15 protein-coding genes and 1 tRNA gene are annotated in these 17253 nt (G+C 60.5%); 15 read left to right on the plus strand and 1 reads right to left on the minus strand.

What is annotated here, in order from left to right:
* The 14 genes from tuf to LAN64_06310 all read left to right on the plus strand — a co-directional run.
* The coding region (tuf, locus tag LAN64_06245; GenBank protein ID MBZ5567435.1) for an elongation factor Tu at window positions 1–134 on the plus strand (134 nt) is incomplete at its 5' end.
* Between the two features lie 62 nt (window positions 135–196).
* Window positions 197–349: a 50S ribosomal protein L33 gene (rpmG, locus tag LAN64_06250; protein MBZ5567436.1), complete on the plus strand. Its 153-nt coding sequence runs from the start codon at window positions 197–199 to the stop codon at window positions 347–349.
* 118 nt (window positions 350–467) lie between these two features.
* Window positions 468–543 (plus strand) — tRNA-Trp (locus LAN64_06255).
* A 40-nt stretch (window positions 544–583) separates the two neighbouring features.
* Entirely contained in the window at window positions 584–847 is a 264-nt protein-coding gene (gene secE / locus LAN64_06260) for a preprotein translocase subunit SecE (protein MBZ5567437.1), read from the plus strand.
* A gap of 91 nt (window positions 848–938) precedes the next feature.
* A complete protein-coding gene (nusG, locus tag LAN64_06265) occupies window positions 939–1610 on the plus strand; it encodes a transcription termination/antitermination protein NusG (protein ID MBZ5567438.1) in 672 nt (223 codons plus the stop codon).
* 3 nt (window positions 1611–1613) lie between these two features.
* Complete coding sequence (locus tag LAN64_06270; protein ID MBZ5567439.1) at window positions 1614–2006, plus strand: retropepsin-like domain-containing protein; 393 nt, start codon at window positions 1614–1616, stop codon at window positions 2004–2006.
* A 29-nt stretch (window positions 2007–2035) separates the two neighbouring features.
* Window positions 2036–2467, plus strand: a complete 432-nt coding sequence (rplK, locus tag LAN64_06275; GenBank protein ID MBZ5567440.1) for a 50S ribosomal protein L11 — start codon at window positions 2036–2038, stop codon at window positions 2465–2467.
* A gap of 95 nt (window positions 2468–2562) precedes the next feature.
* Window positions 2563–3273 (plus strand): 50S ribosomal protein L1, encoded by a 711-nt coding sequence (gene rplA, locus LAN64_06280; protein ID MBZ5567441.1) that lies wholly within the window; start codon window positions 2563–2565, stop codon window positions 3271–3273.
* A gap of 77 nt (window positions 3274–3350) precedes the next feature.
* Window positions 3351–3902, plus strand: coding sequence for a 50S ribosomal protein L10 (rplJ, locus tag LAN64_06285; GenBank protein MBZ5567442.1), 552 nt, complete (start codon window positions 3351–3353; stop codon window positions 3900–3902).
* A 263-nt stretch (window positions 3903–4165) separates the two neighbouring features.
* Complete coding sequence (rplL, locus tag LAN64_06290; protein MBZ5567443.1) at window positions 4166–4552, plus strand: 50S ribosomal protein L7/L12; 387 nt, start codon at window positions 4166–4168, stop codon at window positions 4550–4552.
* A gap of 335 nt (window positions 4553–4887) precedes the next feature.
* Complete coding sequence (rpoB, locus tag LAN64_06295) at window positions 4888–9366, plus strand: DNA-directed RNA polymerase subunit beta (protein ID MBZ5567444.1); 4479 nt, start codon at window positions 4888–4890, stop codon at window positions 9364–9366.
* Window positions 9367–9588: 222 nt separating this feature from the next.
* Window positions 9589–13806 (plus strand): DNA-directed RNA polymerase subunit beta', encoded by a 4218-nt coding sequence (gene rpoC / locus LAN64_06300; protein MBZ5567445.1) that lies wholly within the window; start codon window positions 9589–9591, stop codon window positions 13804–13806.
* 254 nt (window positions 13807–14060) lie between these two features.
* Window positions 14061–14882 carry an FRG domain-containing protein gene (locus LAN64_06305; protein MBZ5567446.1) on the plus strand — a complete coding sequence of 274 codons (822 nt, stop codon included), beginning with the start codon at window positions 14061–14063 and terminating at the stop codon, window positions 14880–14882.
* Window positions 14879–16060: a hypothetical protein gene (locus LAN64_06310; protein ID MBZ5567447.1), complete on the plus strand. Its 1182-nt coding sequence runs from the start codon at window positions 14879–14881 to the stop codon at window positions 16058–16060. The genes LAN64_06305 and LAN64_06310 overlap by 4 nt, the downstream gene beginning before the upstream one ends.
* Here the strand turns inward: LAN64_06310 and LAN64_06315 are convergent.
* Window positions 16041–16721, minus strand: a complete 681-nt coding sequence (locus LAN64_06315) for a hypothetical protein (protein ID MBZ5567448.1) — start codon at window positions 16719–16721, stop codon at window positions 16041–16043. The genes LAN64_06310 and LAN64_06315 overlap by 20 nt on opposite strands.
* Window positions 16722–17003: 282 nt before the next feature.
* Here LAN64_06315 and LAN64_06320 point away from each other — a divergent pair, with 282 nt between their 5' ends.
* Window positions 17004–17192, plus strand: a complete 189-nt coding sequence (locus LAN64_06320) for a type II toxin-antitoxin system VapB family antitoxin (GenBank protein MBZ5567449.1) — start codon at window positions 17004–17006, stop codon at window positions 17190–17192.
* The last annotated feature ends 61 nt before the right edge of the window (window positions 17193–17253 follow it).

Here is a 17253-nt window from a genome sequence, read left to right on the forward strand (position 1 = left end):
TGATGCCGGGGGACAACGTGAATTTGGAAATCGAGTTGATCACGCCGGTGGCGATGGAAAAGGGACTGCGCTTCGCCATCCGCGAAGGCGGCCGCACCGTCGGCGCCGGAACCCTGACCGAGATTGTGCAGTAAGTCGGGCAGCCGGGCGATCCGGTGATCGGCTGATCTGAAGGCAAGTTTGGAAGGAAGAAGTCATGCCACGGGAAATCGTTCAGTTGCAGTGCACGGAGTGCAAGGACAAGAACTACTCCACGACGAAGAACCGGAAGACAACGCCGGACCGGCTGGAGTTCAGCAAGTTTTGCCGGAAGTGCCGCAAGCACACGCCTCACAAAGAGGTGAAGTAGGCATCGCAGCGGATTTGTAATCTGTAATCTGTAATCTGTAATTTGCGAAAAAGGGCCAGAAGCATCGGCAGTCTCGATCAAATTACCAATTACCCGATTACAAATTACCAATGAAAGTAGGGGCGTAAGCTCAACGGTTAAACTGCCGGTCTCCAAAACCGGACTTGGGGGTTCGAATCCCTCCGCCCCTGCCAGTTTTCAGAGCCGGGCAGTTCGAGAAAGAGGCAGTAACGAATGGCAAAGTCGGCAACAGTGACAGCGATGAGCGAAGGCAGCCTGACAGAAAGAATGAAGTCCTGGCCACTGCGCATCAAGGCCTTCTACAGCGACGTGCGCACGGAGATGAAGAAGGTCACGACACCTAGCCGCAAGGAAGTGCAGGCGACGACCGTGGTGGTGATCATCACGGTGTTCCTGTTCGGAGCGTATTTCTGGGTGGTGGACAACACGATCGCACGCATCATCGACACGGTCATGCGCCACTTCACCCATCGGTAAGCCTCCCATGGCGCGCACAATCGGCGCGCCGGGAACCTAGCGAGAACAAGGAGCGGGCACGCAAGGGCGCGTGTGCCACACAAAACAAGTGATGGAAGAAGAACAGAAAAACGAGGCAAGCGGGGAGCCGATTCCTCCTCAAGCTCCGGTTGACGGGGGCGGGGCACCGCCGGAAGGAACCGAGCCGAGTCCGATCCCGCCTCCATCGAACCCGAACATGCGGTGGTACATCATCCACACCTATTCAGGCTTCGAGCGCAAGGTGAGGGAGTCGCTGGAGTCGCGCAAAGCCGCTTACGGCTTGGAGAGCAAGATCGGGCAGGTGGTGATCCCCACGGAGCCAGTGACCGAGATCCGCGGCGGCAAGAAGTACACCACCGAGCGGGCATTCTTGCCCGGCTACGTGCTGGTGGAGCTGGACATGGATTTGTCCACGCCTGACGGTCAGAACCTGTGGCACGTGGTGAAGTCCACGCCGCGGGTGACCGGGTTCCTGGGGGCGGGCAACCAGCCGACGCCGATGTCGGAAGACGAGGTGAACACCATTATCTTCCGCGTCGCCGAAAGCAAGGACAAGCCGAAGCTCAAGGTCAAGTTTGAGAAGAACGAGTCGGTGCGCATCACCGAAGGGCCGTTCGCGACCTTTACCGGAGTGGTGGACGAAGTCAACGAAGACCGCGAGACGCTGAAGGTGATGGTCACCATCTTCGGGCGCTCGACGCCGGTGGAGTTGGAATTCGGGCAGGTGGAGAAAGTGGCGTAGGCCATGGGAACGTTCACGACCAAAGTTCGAGTTTGGAATCCAGCGGTTCCGTCGCGGGTCGAAGCGCTCGAGCTGACGGTTGATACCGGCGCCTCCTATAGCTGGATTTCACGGCAGCGGCTGGAGGCGCTGGGAATCAAGCCGGTGCGGAAGATGCAGTTTCGGACCATTGACGGCACAGTGCTGGAGCGCGAACTGGCGCCCGTGTTCGTCGCCAGCGAGGGATTTACGGGCGGTGACAATGTCGTTATGGCCGAGGCGGGCGATTTGGAAGTTCTTGGCGCGCACTCGCTGGAAAGCCTGGGCGTCACGGTGGATCGGGTGGGCATGAAATTGGTGTCAGCGATCGGGATGACACTTACCCACACAGTTGCAGGTCCGGGCCGAAAATCCTAGACCCGGCGTAACGCAGAGGTAGAGGCGAAATGGCGAAGAAAATCACAGGTTCGGTGAAGTTGCAGATCGCTGCCGGCAAAGCGACGCCGGCGCCGCCCGTCGGCCCGGCGCTGGGCCAGGCGCAGATCAACATCATGGAGTTCTGCAAGCAGTTCAACGCGCGCACCAGCGCAAAAGAGCTGGAAGGACTCATTATCCCGGTGGTGGTGACCGTCTATGCCGACCGCAGCTTCACCTTCATCACCAAGACACCGCCGGCTTCGGTGCTGCTGAAGCGGGTTGCCGGCATCGCCAAAGGCTCGGGCACGCCCAACAAGGAAAAGGTGGGCAAGGTCACCGAGAAGCAGGTAGAAGAGATCGCGCGGCAGAAGATGCCGGACCTGAACGCAGCGTCGCTGCAAGCGGCGATCAACAGCGTGAAGGGCACGGCGCGGAGCATGGGAATTGAAGTAATCGGGTAATGGAAGCCATTGCTCGATGATCCGATACCGCAATTGTCGATAAACACCACGGCACGCAGTCCTTGGGCGATGCGGTGGGAGACGGAGAAAAACGAATGGCTCGCAAAGCTGGAAAGAACGTGGAGAAGGCGCGCGCCGCGGTCGAGAAGCGCCCCTATCGGCTCGACGAAGCGGTGCCGCTGCTGCAGAAGGTGAAGTTCGCCAAGTTCGACGAGACGGTGGACCTGACCATGCGCCTGGGAGTGGATCCCAAGCACGCCGACCAGATGGTGCGCGGCACGGTGGTGCTGCCGCACGGCCTGGGCAAGAACAAGAAAGTGCTGGTGATCGCCAGCGGCGAAAAGGTGCGCGAAGCGGAAGCAGCAGGCGCCGATTACGTTGGCGGCGAGGATATGGTGGAGAAGATCCAGAAGGAAAACTGGACTGACTACGACGCCGTGGTGGCCACCCCGGACATGATGAAATCGGTCGGGCGGCTCGGCAAGGTGCTGGGGCCGCGCGGCCTGATGCCGAACCCGAAGACAGGGACGGTGACGATGGACGTGGCGCGCGCGGTGCAGGAAGTGAAGGCCGGCAAGGTGGAGTTCCGCACCGACAAGACGGCGCTGGTGCACGTGCCGGTGGGCAAGATTTCTTTCACATCGGACAAGCTGATCGAGAACGCGACGACGGTGATCACCAGCGTGATCAAAGCCAAGCCGGCGGCGGCGAAAGGCAAGTATCTGAAAGGCGTGTACCTGAGCTCGACCATGGGCCCAGGCATCCCAATTGATACCTCGGCGGTGGAAGCGGCGGCGAAGGGATAGTTTCTGGTTTCTGGTTTCTGGCAAGCGGCCAGTCGAGCGTGAGCGCTCCCGAATCGCAGAAGGTTAAGGACCTGACAATGGCGGTTACGAAGGCAAGAAAGATTGAGCAAGTGGAAGAGCTGAGCCAGGACATCAAGCAGGCCAAGACGGCCATCCTGGCCACGTTTTCCGGGTTGAAGGCGGCGCAGACCGAAGATCTGCGCAAGACGGTGCGCAGCGCGGGCGCCAAGTTCCAGGTGGTGAAGAACACGCTGGCGGAGCGGGCGGCGCAGGGCACGGCGCTGGAGCCGGTGCTGAAGGACCTGACCGGCGTCACCTCGATCGCCTACACGACCGGCGATCCGGTCACGCTGGCCAAGGCGCTGCAGAAATACGCCAAGGACAATCCGGAGCTGAAGTTCAAGGTGGGCGTGGTGGAAGGGCGCGTGATCCAGGTCAAGGAGATCGAGGCGCTGGCGACCATGCCGTCGAAGGAAGAGATCGTTTCGAAGCTGCTCTTCCTGATTAATGCTCCGGCGCAGCGGCTGGTGACGGCGATGGGCGCAGTGGGCCGCGACCTGGCCGTGGTAATGAACCAGGGCGTGAAGGAGAACAAGTTTGCCGGCGGCGAGAGCGCTGCCGGAGCGTAGGCATTTGTAATCTGCAATTTGCGATAATTTTCAGTTTGTAGTTTGCCGTCAGGGCGCATCGGCTCTCGACCAAACTACTTGATTACAAATTGCCGATTACCGATTTCGTTATCAGTAGGCCCGGGGTTGCGGAACGGAAATCGTAGTCGCGAAGTCTGGCGCGATGGCGGACGACGCCGCACTGGAAACCTGGTCAACGGATAACGGCAGCGCAGGCCAAGGTCTGCGAAACACAACTGATAACAAGACAGTGGAGAATCGACATGGCGGATCTGCAACAGTTGGAGGAACAAATCGTAGGACTGTCGCTGCTGGACGCGGCGCAGTTAGTGAAGAAACTGGAAGAGCGCCTCGGCGTGTCGGCGGCGGCGGTGGCCCCGGTGATGATGGCGGGCGGTGGCGCCGCTGCGGGCGCGGCGGCGGCCCCGGTGGAAGAGAAGACCGAGTTCAGCGTCATCCTCAAGGAAGTGGGCGCGAACAAGATCAACGTCATCAAGGCGGTCCGTGAAGTCACCAGCCTGGGCTTGAAGGAAGCCAAGGACCTGGTGGATGGAGCGCCGAAAGCGATCAAGGAAGGCGTAGGCAAGGAGGAAGCGGAGAATATCCGCAAGAAGTTCACGGACGCCGGCGCGACGGTGGAAGTGAAGTAAGCGGGCTGAGGAGACACGGGTCGATTGGCCCGTGCCAGACCAGTCAATTCTGAATCAGAGTGCGGCCGGCGGGCATCTGTAAGCTATACCGGTCGCGTCCTGAACAGGTGACACACAACAGGCGGGCGGTCTGCACGGAGACCGTAGGAACAGATCAACGTTACTGGCGCTGAATACAAAATCTAGATATCCGAAGTGCCGCAAACGGCGCCCACGGGGAAGTTTGTCCCTGAGGGCGCTGCCGTGTTTGGTTGGCGCGGCCCCGCCGCTTGCGGCGCATTGGAACGAATGACTGGCGGGCCCAAGGCCGCCGTTCGCATAGCTGAGGAGTTTTAATGCCGACAAAAAAGCACAACGCTTTCCGTAAGCGTCTTGATTTTTCCAAGATCCCGGCGACCATCCAGATTCCCAACCTGATCGAAGTGCAGAAGCGCAGCTACGACCGCTTTCTGCAGATGGACCGCCTGCCCAGCGAGCGTGACGACGCCGGGCTGCAGGCGGTGTTCCAGTCGGTGTTCCCGATTGAAGATTTCCGCAAGGTGTCGCAACTGGAGTTCGTCGATTTCGCTATCGGCAACTGGGAGTGCAAATGCGGCCACCTCAAGGGCCTGCACCACCTGCGCACCACCTGCCGCAACTGCGGTTTCACCGTCATCACCGACCCGTTCCATCCCGGCGAGGTGCTCTGCCAAAAGTGCGGGACGTATAACGCCAACACGCCGGACTTCTGCAACAAGTGCGGCGACCCGGTCGGGCTGCAACTGAAGTACGACGTCAGCGAATGCGAAGAGCGCGGCATGACCTACTCGGCGCCGCTGAAGGTCACGATGCGGCTGACCATCTTCGACAAGGACGCCGAGACCGGCACCCGCTCCATCCGCGATATCAAGGAGCAGGAGGTCTTTTTCGGCGACGTGCCGCTGATGACCGCCAACGGCACCTTCATCGTCAATGGCACCGAGCGTGTGATCGTCAGCCAGTTGCACCGCTCGCCGGGCGTGTTCTTCGAGACCGCCAACAACCGCACCTACTTCCTGGGCAAGATCATCCCCTACCGCGGCTCCTGGGTGGAGTTCGAGTACGACCAAAAGAACATCCTCTACGTGCGCATCGACCGCAAGCGCAAGTTCCTGGGCACGATTTTCCTGCGCGCCCTCGGCCTGCGTTCTGACGAAGACATCCTGCGCACGTTTTACACCGTGGACCGCGTCTCGCTGGCCGACCACAAGGTGCAGTGGCTGCTAGAGTCGGGCATCGAGCGTCCGACGAACCTGGTGGGCATGAAGCTCTCGCACCGCATCACCAACAGCAAGGGCGAGGAGATCGCGCACGCCGGACGCAAGGTCAACCATGCCCTGATGCGCGAAATCCATAAGGCACGCATCACCGAGATCGCGATGGACACCACCGATCTGGAGGGCGCCTGGACAGCCTCCGACATCGTGGACACCAGCACCGGCGAGGTGCTGCTGGAGGCCAACAGCGAAATCACGGCCGACAAGGTGAGCAAGTTCATGGACGCCGGCGTGGCCGAGATCAACGTGTTCTTCCCCGAGCGCGACGACGTGGGCATGGTGATCAGCCAGACGCTGCGCCGCGATTCGGTCAAGACCCCGCAGGAAGCGCTGATCGAAATCTACCGCAAGCTGCGCCCGGGCGATCCGCCCACGCTGGACACGGCTACGGCGCTGTTCCACGGCATGTTCTTCGACCCTCGCAAGTACGACTTCTCGCGCGTGGGCCGGATGAAGTTCAACATCAAACTGTTCGACAAGGCCGACGCCACCAGTCTCGACAGCCGCACCTTGGAGCCGGACGACTTCTACGCCACCATCCGCTACCTGCTGAAGCTGCGCAAGAACCTGGGCGCGGTGGACGACATCGATCACCTCGGCAACCGCCGGGTGCGTGCCGTCGGCGAGCTGCTGGAGAACCAGTTCCGCATCGGCCTGGTGCGCATGGAACGCGCCATCAAGGAGAAGATGAGCGTGTACCAGGAAATGTCCACGGCCATGCCGCACGATCTGGTCAATGCCAAGCCGGTGATGGCGGCCATCCGCGAGTTCTTCGGATCCTCGCAGTTGTCGCAGTTCATGGACCAGACCAACCCACTGTCGGAAATCACGCACAAGCGGCGTCTCTCGGCGCTCGGGCCGGGCGGCCTGTCGCGCGAACGCGCCGGATTCGAAGTCCGCGACGTTCACCCGACGCACTACGGCCGCATCTGCCCCATTGAGACGCCGGAGGGCCCGAACATCGGATTGATCTCGTCGCTGAGCTGCTACGCGCGCATCAACGACTACGGCTTCATCGAGTCGCCGTACCGGCGCGTCAAGCAGGGCAAGGTGATGGATTTCGTGACCGTGGTGAACGCCGGCGACAGCGACCATCGCGTTGGCGACCACATCGAGAAGGCGGAAGCCCTCAAGGCCAATGCCGACCTGAAGGAGCGGCGCAAGCGGCTGATTGATTACGAGCCGTACTCGTTCTACCTGTCGGCGTGGGAAGAGGACAAGCACACCATCGCGCAGGCCAACCTGGAGCTCGACGACAAGTTGCGCATCGTCGCCGAACTGGTGAACGCGCGCAAGGCCGGCAACTTCGTGCTGGTGGCGCGCGACGAAGTGGACTACATCGACGTCAGCCCCAAGCAACTGGTTTCGGTGGCGGCCTCGCTGGTTCCGTTTCTGGAGCACGACGACGCCAACCGGGCCCTGATGGGCGCCAACATGCAACGCCAGTCGGTGCCGCTGCTGCGGGCGGAAGCTCCGCTGGTGGGCACCGGGATGGAAGGCGTCACGGCGCGCGATTCCGGCGCGGTGGTGCTGGCGCGGCGCAGCGGCATCGTGGACTCGGTAGACTCGGAACGCATCATCGTGCGCGTCGAGGGCGAGCATCACCCCATGCAGCTTTCGCGCGAGGTGGGCAGCGACATCTACCAGCTCACCAAGTTCAAGCGTTCGAACCAGAACACCTGCATCAACCAGAAGCCGATCGTGCGCAAGGGACAGCGGGTGGTCAAGGGCCAGGTGATCGCCGACGGTCCCTGCACCGACTTCGGCGAGCTGGCGCTGGGACGCAACGTGCTGGTCGCCTTCATGCCATGGCGCGGCTACAACTTCGAGGACGCCATCCTAGTCTCCGAGAAGCTGGTGAAGGAGGATTACTACACCTCGGTTCACATCGAGGAGTTCGAGATCGAGTCGCGCGACACGAAGCTGGGACCCGAGGAAGTGACGCGCGACATCCCCAACGTCAGCGAGAGCGCGCTGCGCGATCTCGACGAGAGCGGCATCATCCGCATCGGCGCGACGGTGAAGGCGGGCGACATCCTGGTGGGCAAGGTCACGCCCAAGGGCGAGACCCAGCTCACGCCGGAAGAAAAGCTGCTGCGGGCCATCTTCGGCGAGAAGGCCGGCGATGTGCGCGACGCCTCCCTCACCTGCCCTCCCGGTATCGAGGGCACGGTGGTGGACGTGAAGATCTTCTCCCGCAAGGGCCAGGAGAAGGACGAGCGCGCCAAGGCGATCGAGGCGGCGCAGGTAGCCAAGCTGGAAAAGAACCTGGCCGATGAAATCCGCATTCTCATCGACGAGCGGCTGAAGCGCCTGGAAGCGATCCTGGGCAGCAAGGAGGTGCAGGCCGACCTGCACGATGAGCGCACCAACAAGCGCCTGCTCACCAAGGGCACGGTGCTGGACCGGGACACCATCGAGCGCATCTCGACGCGCAACCTGAAGCGCATCCGGTTCGCCGACAAGGACCCGCGGGTCAACGAGCAGATCGACGAAATCGAGGAGATGACCTCGCGCCAGATCGACGTGCTGCGCAAGATTGTGCGCGAGAAGGTGGAGAAGCTGCAGAAGGGCGATGAGTTGCCGCCGGGCGTCATCAAGCTGGTGAAGGTGTACATCGCCATGAAGCGCAAGCTGAGCGTGGGCGACAAGATGGCCGGCCGGCACGGCAACAAGGGCGTCATCGCCCGCATCCTGCCGGAAGAGGACATGCCGTACATGCAGAACGGCACCGCGGTTGAAATCGTGCTCAACCCGCTCGGCGTTCCCAGCCGTATGAATGTGGGCCAGATCCTGGAAACGCACCTGGGCTGGGCGTCGCACGAACTGGGTCGCAAGATCGGCGAAATGGTGGCCAATAACGGCCGCGCCGAAGCCATGCGCCGCGAACTGAAGGCGCTGTTCAAGGAAACTCCGTTCGCCGAGGAGGTCGCCGATCTCGACGACGAGACCCTGGAAAACGTGGCCGAAGGCATGGGGCACGGCGTGTATTTCGCCTCGCCGGTGTTCGACGGGGCGCGCGAAACCGAGATCAAGTCGTTGTTGAACGAAAGCGCGCTGCCCGAGTCCGGCAAGACCGTGCTGCACGACGGAATGACCGGCGAGCGCTTCGAACAGCCGATCACGGTCGGCTACATCTACATGCTCAAGCTCTCGCACCTAGTGGACGACAAGATTCACGCGCGCTCAATCGGCCCCTATTCGCTGATCACGCAGCAGCCGCTGGGCGGCAAAGCGCAGTTCGGCGGGCAGCGCTTCGGCGAAATGGAAGTGTGGGCACTGGAAGCCTATGGCGCCGCCTACATCCTGCAGGAGTTGCTGACGGCGAAGTCGGACGACGTCTATGGCCGTACCAAGATTTACGAGGCCATCGTCAAGGGCGAGGCGGCCATCGAGCCGGGCGTGCCCGAGTCGTTCAACGTGCTAATCCGCGAATTGCAGTCGCTCTGCCTGGACGTCGAGTTGGTCAAGGTCGGCGATCGCAAGCCGGCGCAGGCAGTGACGGCGGCGGCCGATTAGTGGTTAGTGGTTAGTGGCTAGTGGCTAGTGGCCCGTGGTCAGTAACGACCTTGGTCACGCCACGGCGCGCACAAGTTTGGAAGGTTCTGGAAAACGGATCTGCCGATGACGCTCCTGAAACGGTAGATCGAGAATCGAGACTGGCCACTGATCACTGACCACTGGCCACTTGCTTTCGGGGGCCGCCCACAGCGGCGTTGGCGCTGTCAATCGGAGGTTACTTTGTACCGTTCGAGCCCGTTCGACCTCGGCAACACAATCGCTGATTTCGATGCCATCCGCATCAGCCTGGCCTCGCCGGAGAAAATCCGGAGCTGGTCGCACGGCGAAGTCACCAAGCCGGAGACGATCAACTACCGCACCTTCAAGCCGGAGCGCGACGGCCTGTTCTGCGCCCGCATTTTCGGGCCGGTCACCGACTGGGAGTGCCTGTGCGGCAAGTACAAGCGCATGAAGCACCGCGGCGTGATCTGCGACAAGTGCGGCGTGGAAGTCACCCTGTCCAAGGTCCGCCGCGAGCGCCTGGGCCACATTGAGCTGGCGTCGCCCTGTTCGCACGTGTGGTTTTTCAAGGGCCTGCCCAGCCGCATCGGGCACCTGCTCGACATCTCCCTGCGCGACCTGGAGTCCGTGCTCTACTTTGAGGCCTACGTGGTAGTGGAGCCGGGCGACGCCCCGGTCAAGGAACACGAGGTCATCAAGGAAGAAACTAAGTTCCGCGAACTCGATCAGCAGTACCGCGCCGCCGGCTTCAAGGCCATGATGGGCGCCGAGGCCATCAAGGAACTGCTCAAGCGCGTAGACATCGAGGAACTTTCCACCGACCTGCGCGAGAAGATGAAGAACGAGACCTCGATGCAGAAGCGCTTGAAGTACGCCAAGCGCCTCAAGGTGGTCGAGGCCTTCCGCAAGAGCGGCAACAAGCCGCACTGGATGATCCTGGACGTCATCCCGGTCATTCCGCCGGAGCTGCGTCCGCTGGTTCCGCTGGACGGCGGCCGTTTCGCCACCAGCGACCTGAACGATCTGTATCGCCGCGTCATCAACCGCAACAACCGGTTGAAGAAGCTGATGGACCTGCACGCACCCGAGGTCATCGTGCGCAACGAGAAGCGCATGCTGCAGGAGGCGGTGGACGCGCTGTTCGACAACGGACGCCGCGGGCGTGTGCTGCGTGGCGCCAACAACCGGCCTCTGAAGTCGCTCTCCGACACCTTGAAAGGCAAGCAGGGCCGCTTCCGCCAGAACCTGCTGGGCAAGCGCGTGGACTACTCCGGCCGCTCCGTCATCGTGGTCGGCCCCGAGCTCAAGCTGCACCAGTGCGGCCTGCCCAAGAAGATGGCGCTGGAGCTGTTCAAGCCGTTCATCTATCACCGCCTGGAGCAGACCGGGCACTGCACCACCATCAAGCAGGCGAAGGAGATGGTGGAGTCGCAGGAAGCGATCGTGTGGGACATTCTGGAGGAGGTCATCAAGGACCACCCGGTACTGCTGAACCGCGCTCCCACGCTGCACCGCCTGGGCATCCAGGCGTTCGAGCCGGTGCTGGTGGAAGGCAAAGCGATCAAGATTCACCCGCTGGTCTGCACCGCATTCAACGCCGACTTCGACGGCGACCAGATGGCGGTGCACATCCCGCTGTCGCCCGAGGCGCAGGTAGAAGCCAGCGTGCTCATGCTGGCATCGCAGAACATCCTGTCGCCGGCGTCGGGCCAGCCCATCACCGTGCCCACCCAGGACATGGTACTGGGAATCTACTACCTGACCAAGGCCAAGCCGGGCGCCAAGGGAGAGGGCCGGGCCTTCGCCAACATTGACGAGGTGCTGCTCGCGCTGGAGATGGGGGAAGTGGAGACGCTGACGCCGATCCGGCTGCGCTACACCGGCGACGTCATTGACCTGGTCTCGGCCTACGACGATCAGGACGTGCTGCACACAGACCCGGTTCACCTGCAGCGGCACTACATCAACACCACCGTCGGCCGGGCGATTTTGAACGATCACCTGCCCGAAGGCATGCCCTATATCAACGGCCTGCTGAAAAAGAAGGGCGTCGGCCAGTTGGTGAATTACTGCTATCTGCGCTTCGGCCTGGAGACCACCGTCGCCATGCTGGACGAGATCAAGCAGCTTGGGTTCCTGTACGCCACCAAGGCCGGCCTGTCCATCGGCATTGACGACATGGTCATTCCGGCCAACAAGAAGACCCTGGTGCGTGACGCTGAGAAGCAGGTGGTCAGCGTCCAGCAGCAATACCTGGACGGCGCCATCACCAACGGCGAACGCTACAACAAGGTCATCGAAATCTGGTCGGCGATTACCGAGCGCGTGGCCGACGAAATGTTCTCGGCCATGGAGCAGCAGGACAAGCAGGGCAACATCAACCCGATTTTCGTCATGGCCGATTCCGGAGCCCGCGGTTCCAAGCAGCAGATTCGTCAGCTTTCGGGCATGCGCGGCCTGATGGCCAAGCCCTCGGGCGAGATCATCGAGACCCCCATTACGGCGAACTTCCGCGAGGGCCTCACCGTGTTGCAGTACTTCATCTCCACCCACGGCGCGCGCAAGGGTCTGGCCGACACCGCTCTGAAGACGGCGGACTCCGGTTACCTGACGCGCCGCCTGGTGGACGTGGCCCAGGACGTGATCATCAGCGAGTACGACTGCGGCACGGTGGACGGCATCTACGTCGGCTCCATCGTCGAGTCGGGCGAGATCATCGAGCCCATGCGCGACCGCATCGTCGGCCGCGTCTCGCTGGAAAAGATCAAGGACTACGAAGGCAACGTGATCGTGGACGTCAACCAGGAAATCACCGAAGACCTGGCGGGCGCCATCCAATCGGCCGGCATCGAGCGGGTGAAGATCCGCTCCGTGCTGACCTGCGAATCCAAGCGCGGCGTGTGCGTCATGTGCTACGGCCGCAACCTGGCTTCGGGACGGCTGGTGGAGCTGGGCGAGGCGGTGGGAGTCATCGCGGCGCAGTCCATCGGCGAACCTGGCACGCAGCTCACCATGCGTACCTTCCACATCGGCGGCACGGCCTCGCGGGTCAGCGAGCAGTCGCGCCTGGATGCGAAGAACAACGGCGTGGTCCGCTTCATCAACCTGCAGACGGTGAAATCGAAGACCGGCGACCTGGTGGTTATGAACCGCAACGGCTTCATCGCCGTAGTGGACGACAAGGCACGCGAAAAAGAGCGCTACTCGGTCGTCTACGGGGCGCGCGTCAAGGTGGAAGAAAACCACCCGGTCACGCTCGGCCAAGTGCTGGTGGAGTGGGATCCGTACACCTTCGCCATCCTGACCGAGATCGGCGGCACGGTGCAGTTCAAGGACCTGCAGGAAGGCCTGACCCTGCACGAAGAAGTGGACGAGGTCACCGGCCTGTCGCGGCTGGTGGTGACCGATTCGCCCGATGAAAAGCGGCAGCCGGCCATCGTCATCAAGTCGGGCACCGGCAAGGGCACCAAGCGCTACCTGATGCCTTCGCGGGCTCACCTCATGGTGCAGGACGGCGACACGGTTTTTCCGGGCGACGTGCTGGCCAAGATCCCGCGCGAGACTACCAAGACCAAGGACATCACCGGTGGTCTGCCGCGGGTGGTGGAACTGTTCGAGGCACGCAAGCCGCGCGAGACCGCGGTCATCAGCGAAATCGACGGCACGGTCAAGTTCGGCGAGATCAGCAAGGGCCAGCGCAAGGTGTATGTCACCGCCGACAACGGCACGGAGAAGGAATACTCGGTGCCGCGGGGCGTACACATCAACGTGCAGGAAGGCGAGCGCGTCCGCGCCGGCGAACCGCTGATGGACGGCCCGCTCAACCCGCACGACATCCTGGCCGTGCTCGGCGAGAAAGAGCTGCAAGCCTACCTGGTGAACGAAATCCAGGAGGTCTACCGGCTCCAGGGCGTGAACATCAGCGACAAGCACATCGAGGTGATCGTCCGCCAGATGATGCGCTGGGTGAAAGTCGAAGACGTGGGCGACACCCAGTTCCTGCTCGAGCAGCAGGTGGACAAGTTCCGCTTCCGCGAGGAAAACGATCGCGTCATCCGCGGTGACGCGAGCCAGGAGGGTGGCCGCCCGGCGACGGGACGTCCGCTGCTGCTGGGCATCACCAAGGCGTCGCTCTCGACGGAGTCGTTCATCTCGGCGGCCTCCTTCCAGGAAACCACCCGCGTGCTCACCGAGGCCTCCATCAATGGGTCGGTGGACCACCTGCGCGGCCTGAAGGAGAACGTCATCGTCGGCCGCCTCATCCCGGCGGGCACGGGCATGGAGTACTACCGCAATGTCCGCCTGTCGCCGGAGCTGGAGGAAGCCGCCGCCAAGGTGCAGGAGGAGGTCTCGCAGGCCTACGAGGAAGCCGAGCGGGCCTTGGAGCTCATGCGCCACGAAGGCGAAAACGAACCGGAAGAACTGGCGGCGGAGTAGTTCTATTCTAGTCGCCGGTCGCCAGTCTTCAGTTCTCAGTCGCGGGGCCGAACGGCCCCGCGATTATTGTTTAGTCTAGTTCGACATACGACGGAGGCGCGCGCAGCGAGAAGTACGCGCATTGATCAGAAACCGAGAGGGGTGACCTTCTGGCAGTTTATGGAAACGAAGGGCTGCGGGCCGGCCATCGGCATCTCTGATTTCAGAACTTTCCTGCTCGTGCGCTAAACTGATGCAGACACTCGCAATTCACAATGCCTGCGCTGCCGGATAATTTGACCGCTGCGGAACTGAAGGGTTTCGCTAAGTGCCCGGTGAAGTGTCCTCTGCTCCGAAAACGGATTATCAGCGTTGCAGACTATCTTGCAGTGATTAGCGACGCGATTCGCACCGATGAGCCATTCTGGTTTCGTGGACACGACGACGTCGAGTACAGCCTCACTCCTTCAGCGCTGCGTTTTTCTTCGTATACGAACCGGGCCAAGGCTCTCGGGCTGATCGCCGATTTCAAACGAATCGCCGGGATGAAGTTACGCCGCGCTCCGGATCCGGCCAACGAATTGGAATGGGCTTTGATTGCTCAGCACTATGGATTGCCTACTCGACTGCTGGACTGGACTGAAAGTGCAACAACGGCATTGTACTTCGCGTGCTTGAAAACGGACCGCGACGGATTAGTTTTTATCGTTAACCCAATAGCGTTGAATCAGCTTAGCTATGCCACCAAGCCCCGTGTGTTGGACCCTCAGGAGGACAACACAACAATTCTTGCGTATTTGCACATGGGCGCTAAACGAGCGGCCGGTGGACGCCATCCAGTTGCTATTAATCCAATTTGGAATTCTGAACGGCTGATTATGCAAAAAGGAGTATTCACGCTGCATGGCAGGAAGTTTGACCTTGATAGTGGAGTTCCATCACTTGTGGCAATTCCAATTTTGCGGGAGTCGAAAGTGAGGCTTAGGTCCGAGCTCCAGCGGGTGGGCGTCGATGAGATGACCCTTTTCCCTGAGCTCGAACATTCCTGCGCTCACCTGACGCGGAATGCCGGACTTTCGAAGAAAGACGGCAAATGACATCTGACCACATACCCTTCTTAAACAACGCAACGGATTGCGAAATTGCAAGTAACTGGTACGCCGATTCTGCGTATGTCCGCATTTCGCTGGATACTCTGCCGAAAACCTTGAAGCGTCTGCCAGTAGGACCTAAACGGTGGCTCGACCCAGGTATGGATGGCCTGCATTGGCCAAACATTTCAAGCAATGCGTATGAGCATCACATGAACCGCTTTAAGGGTCATCAGCTCATCAGTGACACTGCTTTTCAGCAAAAACCTGACAAGAACGTCGTAAATGAATTTGTCGAGAAGGTTCTGGATTACTGTGTTCAGCAGCTTGCGGTGCCCGATTGGCTTTCGGTGCCTCAATTGCCCATACTCGGCGATTCCTCTCGCAACAAAATCAACAGAGCTCTTGCTGAGAGCACACGGGCTTGGCGGTCGAAACGCGGCTTCACGGGAAAGTTGATTGTCCCCGCTGTGTTCACGAACCAACGTCAGCTAAACAAAAAGACAGAGCGCAACAAGAAAATTGCAGCAGTGCTGAATTCCTACACTACGGCCAGCGCTGATGGCGTTTGGGCTGTTGATGCAACTCTGAATGACCAGGATGGTTCTCGAACCTTCGAACACACCCGGTTCCCTGCACTCGTGCAATTTCATTCCGAACTCAATCAAAGTTTGCCGCCCGACCCAATTACCATTGCGGGGCCGTATTGGGGCATCAACACTGTTATCTGGGCTCGCGGACTGGTGAAGTTTTCTGCCATTGGAATGGGGAACTCGTACCAGTATCACATTCCTGGGACCGTGGTGTTGGGTGGTAAGTCGCGCCTCGCGCTCTCGCCCCTGCGACGATGGGTGATTGCCAGTCCGGCTCTCAAGAAATGGCTAGACAGCGTGGTCTCAACGATTGCCGCAACAGACCCGTCTTTTTCCGATTTTTCATCACTCGCGAAGGACTTCGCGCGGTTGCAGGTACAACTTGAAGGCAGACGGCAGATCGCACAATTTTACAAGCAGTGGTTTGACAGGTTTGCAACCCTACCGCCATCAGGACGCGCACTGGCCCTGTACCAGGACCTCTCTTCTGCGTATGTGCTAGGCAAGAATCTTCCCGAACTGCCGGAAGAAGAAAAGACGGCGCGCAGCCCCGCTCGAATCGCAAAACAACTTATGTTGAATTGTCTTTAGTGCGCCAAAACCGCTCAACGCAATGCATCTGTAAAGTAAGGTCAGGCTGAATGCCGTTTCCCGAAGGCTTCAAAATCACTTTGCAGTTCGTATACGTGACACCAAGGATTCCCACGCCCGCCTGAACAAATTTCTGCCGGCGCGGTCCGCGCGTGAGCCGCCACCCAGTTTCAGCAGGGACAGCTATAAACGATTCTGAAGCGAATGCGCGATTGGAACGGGCCTGGACCAATGCATCAGCAATCCGGTTTAGCTTCAGCTCGATCGCGATAATTCGGTTGTGAAGAGGCACCCACCCATTCTGTTTTTGTAATGTCCCTCTGTCCGTCCGGAGCACAAATCGGCTAGCAATCAGCTTCTCGACTTCCGCTTGAACGTAAGCGGCAGGGGCGCCGGATAGCGTTTGTAAGCGGGGCAGTGCGATGGTGCGACCGGAATTCTTGTCGGGAATGTAGCGTAACAAGCCGATTCGCCCCAGCGGACCAATGGGGTTGATCTGGCGAAACTGAAGCCTCTTGTTCACTCGTTTTACGTTGAATGACAGAGCGACAAAGTCGCAAATGCCCCAAGGCGTCGCATATTCTTGTTTGACTTGCAATCCCTGTTGCTGAAGCCAGTTACGAACCGGCTGCCCCATGTCGCGTTCAAGATTGAAACTCATGTTGATCTCCTTAACATTATGAACCAAAAAACAGCGAGCCGGCATTGAAGATTTACCGACGGCAGTCCGACCTAACTTTCGAACTGGGTCTAGCAAGACGGGGCGCGGGGCTGCGGTCAGCAGCAAATCTTTGCCGACGCTGCCTTCGACCCCAGGCCTCGCGATACGGGCGGTAGAGGTTGCGCTGGGTGCGAGGGTCGAGGCGCACGGTGAGGTGGCGCTGAGTGCCGCTGCCAGGCACTTGACGTGCACTATTTATATACGTTCTTGGGGTTCAAACCTATGGCCGTAAGGGTGACCTCCATCCGTCTCGACACGGAGCTTGCCGATGAAGCCGCCAAGGTGCTCGGGGTCAAGTCGCACACCGAGGCGGTGTGGGTTGCGCTGCGGGAAGTCGTGGCGCTGAAGGAATTTAAGGCCCTGATGCGCAGGAACGCTGGCAAGCACAAGTTCGCAGGTCTCGATGAGTGAAGTTGCCATCCAGCCGGGTGGAGCGGCCCTCAGGCCTTAAGGGACACATAACCTGTGCTAC

The sequence above is a fragment of the Terriglobia bacterium genome, from assembly GCA_020073185.1.
Taxonomy (GTDB): Bacteria; Acidobacteriota; Terriglobia; order Terriglobales; family Acidobacteriaceae; genus JAIQGF01.

What these genes read in the sequence shown, in the direction of transcription:
- LAN64_06305 (MBZ5567446.1), top strand. Translation starts at nt 14,061, where the DNA reads ATGCCTGCGCTGCCGGATAATTTGACCGCTGCGGAACTGAAGGGTTTC.
- LAN64_06315 (MBZ5567448.1), bottom strand. Translation starts at nt 16,721, where the DNA reads ATGAGTTTCAATCTTGAACGCGACATGGGGCAGCCGGTTCGTAACTGG.
- rplA (MBZ5567441.1), top strand. Translation starts at nt 2,563, where the DNA reads ATGGCTCGCAAAGCTGGAAAGAACGTGGAGAAGGCGCGCGCCGCGGTC.
- rpoB (MBZ5567444.1), top strand. Translation starts at nt 4,888, where the DNA reads ATGCCGACAAAAAAGCACAACGCTTTCCGTAAGCGTCTTGATTTTTCC.
- rpmG (MBZ5567436.1), top strand. Translation starts at nt 197, where the DNA reads ATGCCACGGGAAATCGTTCAGTTGCAGTGCACGGAGTGCAAGGACAAG.
- LAN64_06310 (MBZ5567447.1), top strand. Translation starts at nt 14,879, where the DNA reads ATGACATCTGACCACATACCCTTCTTAAACAACGCAACGGATTGCGAA.
- rplL (MBZ5567443.1), top strand. Translation starts at nt 4,166, where the DNA reads ATGGCGGATCTGCAACAGTTGGAGGAACAAATCGTAGGACTGTCGCTG.
- rplJ (MBZ5567442.1), top strand. Translation starts at nt 3,351, where the DNA reads ATGGCGGTTACGAAGGCAAGAAAGATTGAGCAAGTGGAAGAGCTGAGC.
- LAN64_06270 (MBZ5567439.1), top strand. Translation starts at nt 1,614, where the DNA reads ATGGGAACGTTCACGACCAAAGTTCGAGTTTGGAATCCAGCGGTTCCG.
- secE (MBZ5567437.1), top strand. Translation starts at nt 584, where the DNA reads ATGGCAAAGTCGGCAACAGTGACAGCGATGAGCGAAGGCAGCCTGACA.
- rplK (MBZ5567440.1), top strand. Translation starts at nt 2,036, where the DNA reads ATGGCGAAGAAAATCACAGGTTCGGTGAAGTTGCAGATCGCTGCCGGC.
- nusG (MBZ5567438.1), top strand. Translation starts at nt 939, where the DNA reads ATGGAAGAAGAACAGAAAAACGAGGCAAGCGGGGAGCCGATTCCTCCT.
- LAN64_06320 (MBZ5567449.1), top strand. Translation starts at nt 17,004, where the DNA reads ATGGCCGTAAGGGTGACCTCCATCCGTCTCGACACGGAGCTTGCCGAT.